Source organism: Curvibacter delicatus NBRC 14919 (genome assembly GCF_001592265.1).
In the GTDB taxonomy this organism is placed as follows: domain Bacteria; phylum Pseudomonadota; class Gammaproteobacteria; order Burkholderiales; family Burkholderiaceae_C; genus Hylemonella; species Hylemonella delicata.
In genome coordinates, this window is the sequence record NZ_BCWP01000001.1 from 193902 (window position 1) to 207451 (window position 13550).

General features: G+C 64.6%; 11 protein-coding genes. 6 read left to right on the top strand and 5 right to left on the bottom strand.

Annotated features, from left to right (window positions below; all coding sequences use genetic code 11):
* The 3 genes from CDE01S_RS00975 to gpmA all read right to left on the bottom strand — a co-directional run bounded on the left by CDE01S_RS00975 (position 1) and on the right by gpmA (position 3214).
* Positions 1-756, bottom strand: coding sequence for a HesA/MoeB/ThiF family protein (locus CDE01S_RS00975; protein WP_066702320.1), 756 nt, complete (start codon positions 754-756; stop codon positions 1-3).
* A gap of 127 nt (positions 757-883) precedes the next feature.
* The gene (locus CDE01S_RS00980; RefSeq protein WP_066702322.1) at positions 884-2320 is read right to left on the bottom strand and encodes a S41 family peptidase; all 1437 of its coding nucleotides are present in this window, start codon (positions 2318-2320) and stop codon (positions 884-886) included.
* Positions 2321-2470: 150 nt separating this feature from the next.
* Positions 2471-3214 carry a 2,3-diphosphoglycerate-dependent phosphoglycerate mutase gene (gene gpmA, locus CDE01S_RS00985; protein WP_066702324.1) on the bottom strand — a complete coding sequence of 248 codons (744 nt, stop codon included), beginning with the start codon at positions 3212-3214 and terminating at the stop codon, positions 2471-2473.
* 123 nt (positions 3215-3337) lie between these two features.
* Between gpmA and CDE01S_RS00990 the strand changes: the two genes are divergently transcribed.
* From CDE01S_RS00990 to CDE01S_RS01005, 4 genes are all read left to right on the top strand, one after another.
* Entirely contained in the window at positions 3338-3745 is a 408-nt protein-coding gene (locus CDE01S_RS00990) for a rhodanese-like domain-containing protein (RefSeq protein WP_066702521.1), read from the top strand.
* 51 nt (positions 3746-3796) lie between these two features.
* The gene (gene grxC, locus CDE01S_RS00995) at positions 3797-4057 is read left to right on the top strand and encodes a glutaredoxin 3 (protein ID WP_066702329.1); all 261 of its coding nucleotides are present in this window, start codon (positions 3797-3799) and stop codon (positions 4055-4057) included.
* A 175-nt stretch (positions 4058-4232) separates the two neighbouring features.
* Positions 4233-4682 (top strand): protein-export chaperone SecB, encoded by a 450-nt coding sequence (gene secB / locus CDE01S_RS01000; RefSeq protein ID WP_066702330.1) that lies wholly within the window; start codon positions 4233-4235, stop codon positions 4680-4682.
* 41 nt (positions 4683-4723) lie between these two features.
* On the top strand, positions 4724-5740 hold the full coding sequence (locus CDE01S_RS01005) for an NAD(P)H-dependent glycerol-3-phosphate dehydrogenase (RefSeq protein WP_066702331.1): 1017 nt from the start codon (positions 4724-4726) through the stop codon (positions 5738-5740).
* A 46-nt stretch (positions 5741-5786) separates the two neighbouring features.
* Here the strand turns inward: CDE01S_RS01005 and cphA are convergent, their stop codons facing one another.
* Together cphA and CDE01S_RS01015 are read right to left on the bottom strand one after the other, a co-directional pair.
* A complete protein-coding gene (gene cphA / locus CDE01S_RS01010) occupies positions 5787-8363 on the bottom strand; it encodes a cyanophycin synthetase (protein ID WP_066702333.1) in 2577 nt (858 codons plus the stop codon).
* Positions 8364-8367: 4 nt separating this feature from the next.
* The gene (locus CDE01S_RS01015; protein WP_066702335.1) at positions 8368-10533 is read right to left on the bottom strand and encodes a cyanophycin synthetase; all 2166 of its coding nucleotides are present in this window, start codon (positions 10531-10533) and stop codon (positions 8368-8370) included.
* 198 nt (positions 10534-10731) lie between these two features.
* Here CDE01S_RS01015 and CDE01S_RS01020 point away from each other — a divergent pair, with 198 nt between their 5' ends.
* Positions 10732-13035: a cyanophycin metabolism-associated ABC transporter gene (locus tag CDE01S_RS01020; RefSeq protein WP_084382617.1), complete on the top strand. Its 2304-nt coding sequence runs from the start codon at positions 10732-10734 to the stop codon at positions 13033-13035.
* Complete coding sequence (locus CDE01S_RS01025) at positions 13032-13526, top strand: cyanophycin metabolism-associated DUF1854 family protein (RefSeq protein WP_066702338.1); 495 nt, start codon at positions 13032-13034, stop codon at positions 13524-13526. Before CDE01S_RS01020 ends, CDE01S_RS01025 begins: the two co-directional genes overlap by 4 nt.
* The last annotated feature ends 24 nt before the right edge of the window (positions 13527-13550 follow it).

A 13550-nucleotide genomic window follows, 5' to 3' on the forward strand; every position in this document is an offset into this window, starting at 1 on the left:
TCAGGCTGGTGCGTTGCCGCACACCGGGCATGCCGGGGCACGTGGCAGTTGCATCTCGGTCCACTCCATGTGGCGGCCGTCCAGCATCAACAGGCGGCCCGCCAGCGAACTGCCGGTCTGGCTGAGCAGTTTGAGCGCTTCAGCCGCCTGCACGGCGCCGACGATGCCCACCAGGGGGGCGAACACGCCCATGGTGGCGCAGCGGGTTTCCTCGAAAGTGTCGTCCGGCGGAAAGACGCAGGCATAACAGGGTGAGGTGGCCGCGCGCGGGTCATAAACCGTGATCTGGCCATCAAAACGAATGGCAGCGCCCGACACCAGCGGCTTGCGATGCTTGACGCACGCCGCGTTGATGAGGTGGCGGGTGGCGAAGTTGTCACAACAGTCCAGCACCACATCGGCCTGTGCCACCAGCGTGTCGAGCAGCGCAGCATCGGCGCGCGCCATCACTGGTGTGACCTGCACTTCGGGGTTGATGGCGGCCACCGCCTGCACGATGGAGTCGACCTTGGGCAGGCCGACACGGTCCAGGGTGTGCGCGACCTGGCGCTGCAGGTTGGTGACGTCAACCGTGTCGTGGTCGACCACGGTGAGGCGGCCGACACCGGCTGAGCCGAGGTAGAGCGCCACCGGCGAACCGAGGCCGCCGGCCCCGATGACCAAGGCATGGCCATCCAGAATGCGCTGCTGGCCTTCGATGCCGATTTCTTCGAGCAGGATGTGGCGCGAATAGCGTAAGAGTTGATCGTCCGTCATAGAGGGTGCACCCCTGAGGCGCTGCACGCCTTCCCCTTGAGGGGGCGCCCCCAGTGGCCCGGCCAAGCCGGTTCCACGGGAGCCCGCGCCCGGGACCTTGGTGGAGTCATGGGTCGCTGGCTCGCGCTCAGTTCTCCTTGCTCTCTTCCTTGCGCTCGGTCTGGGTCTTGCTGACGAGCACCGGCAAGCCCTTGAGCTTGTTCAGGGCCTGGGTCAGCTGGAAGTCCTTGTCGCTGCCGAATTCGGGCAGCTTGCGGTCCTGCGGCGGCTTTTTCGCTTCCTCTTCCAGTTTCTTCATGGCCTCATCGCGTGCTTTCTCGCGCGCCGGATCTTTCTGCTCCGCGCTCTGGCCGTTCGACAGGTGTTTTTCCAGATCGGCTTCCCGTGTGCGCAGGGCGGAAAACACATTGCCCTCTGCGGTTTCATCAATCATGACGTCGGGCACGATGCCGCGTGCCTGGATCGACTTGCCGCTGGGGGTGTAGTAGCGCGCAGTGGTGATCTTGAGTGCGGTGTCGGGGCCGAGCGGGCGTACGGTCTGCACCGAGCCCTTGCCAAAGGTCTGGCTGCCCATGACAACGGCGCGCTTGTGGTCCTGCAGCGCACCGGCCACGATCTCGCTGGCCGAAGCCGAGCCCTCGTTGACCAGCACCACCAGGGGCACGTTCTTGAGTGCGGCGGGCAGACGCTTGAGTGGGTCGTTGTTGCTGCGGCGCTGGTAGAACTCGGGTGCGGCCCGGTAGGTGAACTTGCTTTCGGCCAGCTGGCCATTGGTCGAGACCACGGTCACGTTTTCCGGCAGGAAGGCAGCGGAGATGGCCACCGCGGCATCCAGCAGGCCGCCGGGGTCGTTGCGAAGGTCGAGCACCAGGCCTTTGAGGCCGGGGTCCTGCTTGTACAACTCGTCAACCTTGCGCACGAAGTCGTCCACCGTGCGCTCCTGGAACTGGCTCAGGCGGATCCAGGCATAACCTGGCTCGATCAGCTTGGCCTTGACCGATTGCGTCTTGATTTCTTCGCGGACGATGGTGACGGCAAAAGTGCGGTTCTCGTCTTTGCGGAAGACGGTGAGGATGACCTTGGTATTGGGTTCGCCGCGCATGCGCTTGACGGCTTCGTTCAGCGACAGGCCCTTGACGGCAGTGTCGTCGACCTTGGTGATCAGGTCATTGGTCTTGAGGCCAGCACGGTAGGCGGGCGAGCCTTCGATCGGCGATACCACCTTGACCAGGCCGTCTTCCTGCGTGATCTCGATGCCGACACCGACGAAACGGCCGGTGGTGCCTTCGCGGAATTCCTTGAAGGACTTCTTGTCGAAATACTGGGAATGCGGGTCCAAGCTGGACACCATGCCGGAAATGGCATCGGTGATGAGCTTCTTTTCGTCCACCGGCTCGACGTAGTCGGTCTTGACCATGCCGAAGACGGCGGCCAGTTGCTGCAACTCTTCCAGCGGCAGCGGCGTCAAGGCACTGCGTGCCACGGTCTGCAGTGAGACGGTGGTCAAGGCGCCGGCGACCACGCCGAGCGAAATCCAACCTGCGATTTTGAGTTTCTGACCCATAAATATTCCTTCACCGGCCAATATACACGGTTGGACGCGACTTGGCCGCCGGGGTTCCCGGCGGCCAGGGCGCAAAAACCTTGCTTTTACCAGCGCTTTATTTGGGACCGCTTTGTCCCGGATCAAGCGCCGGCAAAAAGGTGGAGCTGGTCAGGCCTTGCCTTGGGACGCCACAGCGGCGGCGGCCCGGGCGGCGGCTTCGGCGTCACCCAGGTAGTAGTGGCGGATCGGCTTGAGGTTGGCGTCGAGCTCGTAGACCAGCGGAATGCCGTTGGGAATGTTCAGGCCGACGATGTCCTGGTCGGAGATGCCGTCGAGGTACTTGACCAGGGCGCGGATCGAGTTGCCGTGCGCAGCCACCACGATGCGCTTGCCCGACTTGATGGCCGGTGCCATGGTCTCGTTCCAGAATGGCAGCACGCGCGCCACCGTGTCCTTCAGGCACTCGGTCAGTGGCACGTCCGACGCCGGCAGGCCGGCGTAGCGCGGGTCGCTGCGCTCGCTGCGCGGGTCGGTCGGCTCCAGCGCCGGCGGCGGGGTGTCGTAGCTGCGGCGCCAGACCAGCACCTGCTCGTCGCCATACTGCTTGGCCATGTCGGCCTTGTTCAGACCCTGCAGGGCGCCGTAGTGGCGCTCGTTGAGACGCCAGCTCTTGACCACCGGCAGCCAGGTGCGGTCCATCTCGTCCAGGCAGTACCAGAGGGTATGGATGGCGCGCTTGAGCACGCTGGTGTAGGCCAGGTCGAATTCATAGCCTTCGGCCTTGAGCAGCTTGCCGGCCGACATGGCCTGGGTGACGCCGGTGGGCGTGAGGTCGACATCGGTCCAGCCGGTGAAGCGGTTTTCCAGGTTCCAGGTCGATTCGCCGTGGCGGATGAGCACGAGTTTGTACATGGTGTGGGCAGATTCCAGGGGCGGTTGGCAGGGCGCAGGCCGGGGTTAAAACGCCCTGTCCTGCAGCAAATAACCCTCCATTCTAAAATCATGGCTTCAGACGATGCCAAAACAAGGAACAACGTGAAATTCATTCTCGACAACTGGATGCTGATTGCCGTGGCGCTGAGCTCGGGTGCCCTGCTGCTGTGGCCGGCCGTGCGCGGTGCCGCCGGCGGCTCTCTGACCGCCACGGGTGCCGTGCAACTCATCAACCAGGAAAAGGCAGTGGTAATCGATGTTTGTGAGGCAGCTGAGTTCGCCGCCGGCCACGTCACCGGTGCCAAGCACATTCCGCTGGGCCAGTTGGCGAACCAGTTGCCCGGTGTGGTGAAAAACAAGGAACTGCCGGTGATTTTCGTCTGCCAGAGCGGGATGCGCTCCAACAGTGCGGCGCGCATTGCCAAGGGCCTGGGTTACCAGAAGGCGCAGTCGCTGGCCGGCGGTCTGTCCAGCTGGCGCGCTGCCAACCTGCCGGTGGAAAAGGCTTGATTTGGGGCATCTCTGCCCCCAGGTAATTCAAATGGTTGATGGGAACAAGTCATGCAAGCAGTGAAGATGTACACCACCGCGGTCTGCCCCTATTGCATCCGCGCCAAGCAGATCCTCAAGTCCAAAGGCGTCGAGCAGATTGAGGAAGTCCGCATCGATACCGATCCGGATGCCCGCAACAGCATGATGGAAATCACCGGTCGGCGCACTGTGCCGCAGATTTTCATAGGCAGCACGCACGTGGGCGGCTGTGACGATCTGGTGGCGCTCGATGCCCAGGGTGGTCTGGTGCCGCTGCTCAACGCCGCTTGATGCGGGATGAGTGGCCGTCGGGCCCCATCTCCAGGCGACCGGGGGCTCCCGGGGCAGCGCGGCTGCATGCCCGGCGCCTGACATAATCCTGCCATCCCGCCCGTGAGCCCGTTTCGGTGTGATACCGGGCGGGCTTTGTCGTTTTGATCCGATTTTCGACCTCTGAAAGCAAGCCATGGCTGACATGCAAGAACCCGTTTTCCAGATCCAGCGCGTTTACCTCAAGGAAGCATCGCTGGAGCAGCCCAATTCCCCCGCCATCCTGTTGCAGCAGGAACAGCCGGCCGTCGACATCCAGCTCGGCGTCGAAACCGCCCTCGTGGCCGATGGCGTATACGAGGTGGTGGTGACGGCGACCGTGCACACCAAGGTGCTGGACAAGACGGTGTTCCTGGTCGAAGCCAAGCAGGCCGGCATTTTCGAGATCCGCAACCTGCCGGACGACCAGATGGGCCCGATCATGGGCATAGCTTGCCCGCAGATCGTCTACCCCTACCTGCGCGGCAATGTGGCCGACCTGGTGCAGCGTGCCGGCTTCCCGCCGGTGCATCTGGCGGAAATCAACTTCCAGTCGATGTACGAGCAGCAACAGCAGGCGCAAGCCAGCGAAATCCAGGTTCAATAAGAAACAGGGCTTGAACCCTTGTTGAATAAGCGCAAGGCGCTATGAAAATCGTAGTAATCGGTGCCGGCGCCTGGGGCTCCGCACTGGCCATGAGCGCCAGCCAGAACCCGTTGGCGCAACATGCGGTGACGCTGTGGGCGCGCGATCCGGTGCAGGCGGCCGCCATGCAGGCCGAGCGGGTCAATGCGCGCTACCTGCCGGGGCTGCCCTTGCCCGAACTCTTGCGTGTGATCAACGGTCCGGCCCATGATCTGGCGGCGGTGGTGGCAGGGCAGGACCTCGTCATCGTGGCAACGCCCATGGCCGGCCTGCGCGGGGTGCTGCAGCACATCCAGGGCTGCAGGCAGCCGGTGGCCTGGCTGTGCAAGGGTTTCGAGTCCGTCGCGGCGGGCCCATCGGGGTTGCTGGCGCATGAAGTCCAAGCGCAGGTGGCCCCCGGTTTGATGGCCGGGGTGCTCAGTGGCCCGAGTTTTGCGCAGGAGGTGGCCCGCGGCCAGCCGACGGCCCTGGTGGCGGCCAGCCGCCATGCCGGTGTGCGTGAGCTGCTGGTGCAGGCCTTTCACAGCCCGACGCTGCGGGTCTATGCCAACGAGGACATCGTCGGTGTCGAGGTCGGTGGTGCGGTCAAGAACGTGCTGGCGATCGCCACGGGGCTGTGCGATGGCTTGGACCTGGGGCTCAATGCCCGCGCCGCGCTCATCACGCGCGGTCTGGCTGAAATGACGCGTCTGGGGCTGGCGCTGGGGGCGCGCGCCGAAACCTTCATGGGCCTGTCCGGTCTGGGCGATCTGGTGCTGACCGCCACCGGTGACCTCAGTCGCAACCGCAAAGTCGGCTTGCTGCTGGCACAGGGCCAGACATTGCAGGAGGCGGTGGCCTCGCTTGGCCATGTGGCCGAAGGCGTCTACTGCGCCCGTACCGTGGTGCAGCGGGCGCAGAGCCTGGGCGTGAACATGCCGATTGCGCAAGCCGTGGTGGCTTTGCTGGACGGCCAGATGCAGCCGGCGCAGGCGGTAGCTGCTTTGATGGGGCGAGACCCTACCAACGAACTGGCCTGAGCCATTGAAATCCTGGCCGTCGCAACAGCCAGGAGGGATTGGATGATCAGGCCTTGTCGCGCTCAATGCGCGCGGCAATGTGGGCCAGCGCCTCTTCCACCTGATCGACCAGGATCAGACACAGATCCCCCTCACACAGCTTGTCCATGGCCAGGTCGATGGCCAGAAACTCGCCATGGATCTCCTGCATCTCGCGCGTACGTTTGGCGCCTTCCAGGCCCTCACGCAGCAGGGCCAGCACTTCGCCGTCGGCGCGACCACGCTGGCAGGCGTCCTGGTACAGCACCACTTCGTCAAAGGCATCACCCAGGATGCGGGTCTGTTCGCGGATGTCTTCGTCGCGCCGGTCGCCGGCACCGCTGATGACAACGGAGCGGCGCTTGGCCGGCATGGCCTCCACCGCGCGTACCAGGGCCAGCATGGCGTCCGGGTTGTGGCCGTAATCGGCAATCACCGTGGCGCCGCGGTAGTGGAACAGGTTGAAGCGTCCCTGCGCGTTGTCACTGTCGTTGACGAAGCTGGCCAAGCCCTGGCGCACCAAAGCCCAATCCAGGCCCAGCCCCCAGGCCGCGCCGACGGCAGCCATCACGTTCTCGACCTGGAAGCCGATGGTGCCTTGCAGCGTGAGCGGCACATCGGCCAGCGCGATCCTGTGCTGTGTCGTGCCTTCGGCGGCGACCAGTTGGCCGTTGTCGACATAGATGGCACGGCGTCCCTGGGCCAGGTGCGTGGCCATCACGGCATGGTTACGGTCCATGCCGAAGAAGGTGACGGCACCGCGGCAATGGGCCGCCATGCCAGCAACAATCGGGTCGGTGGCGTTGAGCACGGCCATGCCCTTGTCGGCGATGTTCTGCACGATCACGCGCTTGAGAACCGCCAGGTCTTCGACCGTGGTGATGTAGTTCAGGCCGAGGTGGTCGCCGCTGCCGACATTGGTGACGACGGCCACATCGCAGCGGTCGAAGGCCAGGCCTTCGCGCAGCATGCCGCCACGCGCCGTCTCCAGCACGGCGGCATCGACGTCGGGGTGCTGCAGCACGTTGCGTGCGCTCCTGGGACCGCTGCAATCGCCGGTGTCGATCCGCTCGCCATCAATGTAGACACCGTCGGTGCTGGTCATGCCGACGCACAGACCCTTCTGGGCCAGCAGGTGGGCGATCAGGCGCACGGTGGTGGTCTTGCCATTGGTGCCGGTCACTGCCACCAGCGGGATGCGGCCGTTTTCGCCTTCGGGGAACATGGTCGAGATGATGGCCTCGCCCACCGGACGGCCCTTGCCGAAGGAGGGCGACAAGTGCATGCGCAGGCCGGGCGCCGCATTGACCTCGACCACGCCGCCGCCCTGTTCTTCGAGCGGCAGATGGACGCTGTCGCACACCACGTCCACGCCGCAGATCTCCAGCCCCACCATCTGGGCCGCCGCCACGGCGCGTTGCGCCACTTCGGGATGCACGTCGTCGGTGACGTCGGTGGCGGAGCCGCCGGTGGAGAGGTTGGCGTTGTGACGCAGCGAGACGCGCTTGCCTTTGGGCGGCACGGAATCGGCGTTCAGCCCCTGGGTCGTCAGGCAGGAGAGGGCAATGTCGTCAAAGCGGATCTTGGTCAGGGAGGTGGCATGGCCGGTGCCGCGACGCGGGTCCTTGTTGACCTCTTCCACCAGCTCGCGCACGCTGTGCAGGCCGTCGCCCACCACGCTGGGCGGGTCACGTCGTGCTGCGGCCACCAGCTTGTTGCCCACCACCAGCAGACGGAAGTCGTTGCCGGGCATGAAACGCTCGACCAGGATTTCATCATCGAACTCGGCAGCAGCAGCATAGGCCGCCATCAGCTGTTCATGCGTCGTGATGTTGACCGTCACGCCTTTGCCCTGGTTGCCGTTCTTGGGCTTGATCACCACTGGCAGACCAATCTTGCGTGCGGCTTTCCAGGCTTCTTCGGGGGAGGCAACCTCGAAACCCAACGGCACGGGCACACCGGCGGTGGCCAGCAGCTTTTTGGTGAGCTGCTTGTCCTGCGCGATGGCTTCGGCAATCGCGCTGGTGACATCCATTTCGGCCGCCTGGATACGGCGCTGCTTGCTGCCCCAGCCGAACTGGATCATGCTGCCTTGCGTCATGCGGCGGTAGGGGATCTGGCGTGCGGCGGCAGCGACGGCGATGGAGCCGGTACTCGGCCCCAGACGCACGTCTTCATCGAGTTCGCGCAGCTGGTCGAGGGCCTGTTCCAGGTCGAAGGGGGTGTCCTGCTGGGCCGACTGGCAAAGGGCTTGGGCCAGCTCCAGCGCCAAGCGGCCGACCTCCTCTTCGGAGTACTCGACTACCACCTGATAGACGCCGGCCTCGGGGGTCGGGGTGGTGCGGCTGAAGGTGACCGGACAGCCGGCCTGGGCCTGCAGGTCAAGTGCCACCAGCTCCAGCACATGGGCCATGGGCACGGTTTCGTCGTGGCCACTGGGGCGCAAGGCGCGGATCTGGGGGAAGCGGGCACGCAGCCGGGCCTCGAAGCCGTTGCGTGTGCTGACGGCACATTCGGCGGGTGTGCAGGTCACGACCGCTTCAATAGCCGTGTGATGACTCCACAGATTGGGCCCGCGCAGGGCGCGGATGCGTGTGACGTCCATATGCTCAGAAGTTTTTCTTGGGAGTCGGGTTGAAGGTGCGCAGGCCGGCGCCGATCAGTTCGGGCGTGATGCCCAGGGCCCAGGCGGCGGCCACGGCGGCCATCACCATTTCGGGTTTCTCGGCTTTGGCCGGGGCCAGCGAGTCCAGCGGGACATGGCTCACCTCGTCCATGCCCTGGGCCAAGATGATCTGCCGTTCGCGCAGGAAGACGGCACGTTCACCGCTGGCGCGGTGTGTGGCGATGGCTGCGAGTTCCGAATCGAGGCCATAGAAGATGACCTTGCCGTCGCACAGTTCCGCCATTTCCACCACCTGCGGGTTGGCGGCATTGAGTACGGCCGTGCCGCTGGGCAGCACGACATCGACTTGCGTACGCACCACGTTGTAAAGACGGTCGGCGTCGTCGATGTAGAAGTCAGACAGCTCGTCCAGATTGCCGAGGTCGGTGACGACACCAACCGTGCAGCGGTCATAGGCCAGTCCTTCGGACAGGATGGCGCGGTTGCTGTGCTCCAGCACGGCGGCTTCCACGGAGCGGTTGATCAACAGACGCTGGCCGGCTTCCCAGTGGATGCTGTCGGCACTGTCGACCTGGCGCGCGCCGAGGAAGAAACCGTCCTGGCAGGCCAGGCCTACCTGGGTGCCGTTGATGTGCAGCAGCCAGGCGACCAGGCGCGCGATGCGCGTGGTGTGCTGGCTGCCGGTGATGCCGACGACCGGGATGCGGCCCTGATCGTCACCGGGGAACAGGTGGTCGACGATGGCCTGGCCCACCGGACGCGGCTGGCCTTCAGCCGGCTTGATGTGCATCAGCAGGCCCGGGCCGGCATTGACTTCAATGATGGCGCCGCCCTGTTCCTTGAGCGGGCGGCCGATATCTTCAGCCACCAAGTCGATGCCCGCGATGTCCAGCCCGACCACGCGGGCGGCCAGTGCGGCAGCCGACGCCACCTGGGGGTGCACCTGGTCTGTGACGTCGTAGGCCAGATCGCCCTGGCGTTTGACCAGGATGGTTCGGCCGGCTTCGGGTACCGATTCGCCGGTCAGACCCTGGCGCTCCAGTTCGAGCTGCGCAATCGGCTCCTTGTCCAGAACCAGCGGCTCCAGCGGAAACTCTTCCTCGACACCGCAGCGCGGGTCGCTGTTGATCTGGCTCTCGATCAACTGGCGCACCGTGGAGCGGCCGTCGCCGGTGACGGTCTGCATCTTGCCGCGGGTGGCGGCGACGACACGCTTGCCGACCACCAGCAGGCGGTGGGCATCACCCCGGATGAATTTTTCCACCAGCACGCCGCTGCCTTCGGCGTCGGCGGCCACGTAGGCCTTTTCAATTTCGGCACGGGTATTGAGGTCGGTGAACACGCCGCGGCCATGGTTGGCGTCGGTCGGTTTGACGACCACCGGCAAGCCGATGTCCTGTGCAGCCTCCCAGGCGGCCTCGGCGCTGTCGACCTCCTGGCCCTCGGGCACCGGCACGCCGCAGGACTGCAGCAGGCCTTTGGTCATGTGCTTGTCGCTGGCGATGCTCTCGGCAATGGCGCTGGTCTGGTCGGTCTCGGCGGTCCAGATGCGGTGCTGGCGTGTGCCGTAGCCCAACTGGACCAGGTTGCCGCCAGTCAGCCGGATGTGCGGAATGCGGCGCTCGCTGGCCGCATCGACGATATGGGCCGTGCTCGGCCCCAGGCAGACCTTGTCGCACAGTTCGCGCAACTGGTTCACGGCGCCTGCCACGTCATAAGGCCGGTCTTCGATTGCCGCCATCACCAGATCGCGGCCGGCCTCCAGTGCGGCCCGCCCCACGTCTTCCTGTCGGGTACGGAAAGCCAGCTTGTAGATGCCGTGGGCCGAGGTCATGCGGGCCTTGCCGAAGCCGGTCTGCATGCCGGCCAGGTTCTGCAATTCCAGTACCACGTGTTCGAGGATGTGCGCGGCCCAGGTGCCTTCACGCAGGCGCATCAGGAAGCCGCCGGGTTCCCCCACGCCACAGCGGTGTTCCGCCAGGGTGGGCAGCATGGCCGTCAAACGCTCGTAGAATCCAGGGATGGTGTTGGATGGGTAGTGTTCCAGCTCGCCGATGTCGACCCAGGCCTCGATCACCGGACGGTAGGTCCAGATGTTGGGGCCACGCAAATGGGTGATTCGCAGGAATTGAATATTTTTCGTTGTCATGAATCTAAGCAGGTCTGGCAATCAAGCGCCACGCGCGGCATTCTGGTTTGCATGAGCTGACCCTGGTCTTGGCACAGTCGTATTCCAACAATCACTTCAAAAAACGGCGCCCATCGTATATCGTCAAGTCAGTTGCACATCGCAAAAGACACAGGCACGGCAGCAAACCACCCACCTGCACAAACCACTCTGGACTCCATGACACACCCCAATTCAGCCGCCATCGAATTATCAATCAACGAGATCCCGGCTGATTGGCGTCAGGAGGCGCGGTCACTTCTCCAACCTGGAGAAAACGTTCTGGCCGTGCTGGAGGTTGACCTCGACACCCAACTTCGTTTCGTCCGCGGACTGGTGGCGGTGACCGACCGGCGCCTGTTCAGCCGCTCCCCGGGGGACGCCGGCTGGCAGACATGGGATTATCGGCCCGGTTTGGCCCTGAATCACCACGACCATGCGGGTGTGGGGCACCTGGACCTGACGGATGCCTCCGGCCTGTTGGCCAGTTGGCGCTTCACCCTGGGCCAGAACCTGCAGGCCATCCGGCTGTATGACCAGTTCCGCCTGCAGCTGGAAGGCCATCTCAGTGGCAGGCCTGTGGTGCAGCCTCCCGCACATGTCTGCCCCAGTTGCAAGGCCCCGTTGGCGCCGGATCAGGACGAATGCCCGATCTGCACCAAGGTCATCCATACCCCGCCGTCCACCTGGACCCTGTTCCGGCTCTGGCGCTTTGCCCGGCCCTACCGGGTCCAGCTGTTCTGGGGTTTTGTGTTGACCCTCTTGGGAACGGCGGCCAGCCTGGTGCCGCCTTACCTCACCATGCCGTTGATGGACGAGGTGCTGATTCCGTTCCAGAACGGGCAGAAGATCGACCCGATGCTGGTGGCGCTCTACCTGGGCGGCCTGCTCGGCTCGGCCTTGCTGGCCTGGGTGCTGACCTGGGCGCGTACCTACATCCTGGCGCTGGTGTCGGAGCGCATCGGTGCCGACCTGCGCACCACCACCTACGATCACCTGCTGAACCTTTCGCTTGAATATTTCGGTGGCAAACGCACCGGCGACCTGATGGCCCGCATCGGCAGCGAGACCGACCGCATTTGCGTCTTCCTCTCGCTGCACCTGCTGGACTTCGCCACCGACGTGCTGATGCTGGCCATGACGGCCGCCATCCTGTTTTCCATCAACCCCTGGCTGGCCCTGGTGACGCTGCTGCCCTTGCCCATCATCATCTGGATGATCCATGCCGTGCGTGATCGCCTCAAGACCGGGTTCGAGAAGATCGACCGCGTCTGGTCCGAGGTCACCAGCGTGTTGGCCGACACCATTCCCGGCATCCGCGTGGTCAAGGCCTTCGCCCAGGAAAAGCGCGAGTCCAAGCGCTTCCATGATGCCAACCGCCACAACCTGGCGGTCAACGACAAGCTCAACCGCACCTGGTCGCTGTTCACGCCCAGCGTGTCCTTCCTGACCGAGGTCGGCCTGCTGGTGGTCTGGGCCTTCGGCGTCTGGCTGGTGGCACACGAGCAGATCACCGTGGGTGTGCTGACCGCCTTCATCGCCTACATCAGCCGCTTCTACGGCCGGCTCGACTCCATGAGCCGCATCGTGTCGTGGACCGAGAAATCCGCCTCGGCGGCCAAGCGCATCTTCGACATCCTCGACCACGTCTCCAGCGTGCCGGAGCCGACGCAGCCGGTGCATCTGGACCACGTGAAGGGTCGCATCGAGGTGCGCGACGTCGGCTTCCGCTACGGCAACCGCGAGGTCAACCGGGGCATCAACCTGACCATCGAACCTGGCCAGATGGTCGGCCTGGTCGGCCACAGCGGCTCCGGCAAGAGCACGCTGGTCAACCTGATCTGCCGCTTCTACGATGTGTCCGAGGGCAGCATCCGCGTCGACGGCGTCGATATTCGTGCGTTGCCGGTGGCCGAATACCGGCGCAACATCGGCCTGGTGCTGCAGGAGCCCTTCCTCTTCTTCGGCACCATTGCCGACAACATTGCCTACGGCCGTCCTGACGCCACACGCGAGGAAATCATTGCTGCCGCGCGTGCCGCCCACGCGCACGAGTTCATCCTGCGTTTGGCGCAGGGCTACGACTCCATGGTGGGTGAGCGCGGCCAAGGCTTGTCCGGCGGCGAGCGCCAGCGCATCTCGATCGCGCGCGCCCTGCTGATCGACCCGCGCATCCTGATCCTGGACGAGGCCACCGCCTCGGTCGACTCCGAGACCGAAAAAGAAATCCAGAAGGCGCTGGAAAACCTGGTGCAGGGCCGCACCACCATTGCCATTGCGCACCGCCTCTCCACCCTGCAGCGTGCCGACCGGCTGGTGGTGCTGGACCGCGGCCAAGTGGTGGAAGAGGGCACGCACGACGAACTGATGGCGCAAGAGGGGGCCTACTACGGCCTGTACCAGGCGCAGGCACGCAACATGGACGTGGACATAGACGATGCGGTGGAATCAGCCGTCGGCGACAAGAAGGACGATGCCAAATGAACACCAGCTCTAACCCTCAACTGGTGCCCAACGCTTTCGAACTCAGCCGCAACAGCTTCGGCAAGCTGGTGCTGACCACCCCCGACGGCCAGACACATGAAGACGTGGTGCCGGTGCGCGCCTTTCCGATCCAGTCGCCTGACCGTGGCATTTCCCTGCTCAACAGCGAAGGGCATGAAGTGGCCTGGGTGGATGCCCTGGCCGATGTGCCGCAGCCGGCGCAGGGGCTGATTCGCGAAGCCCTCGGCGGGCGCGAGTTCATGCCTGAAATTCAGGCCATTCTGAGCGTGACCAGCTTTGCGACCCCCTGCACCTGGCAGGTGCTGACCGACCGCGGTGAAACGAATTTCGTGCTGCGCGGTGACGAGGACATCCGCCGACTGGCCGGCAACACCTTGCTGGTGACCGACTCGCATGGCATCTATTTCCTGATTCGTGACCTGACGGCCTTGAGCCGTGACAGCCGCCGGATTCTCGACCGCTTCATGTAAGCCGCCTTTCCCCTGTCCTGCCTT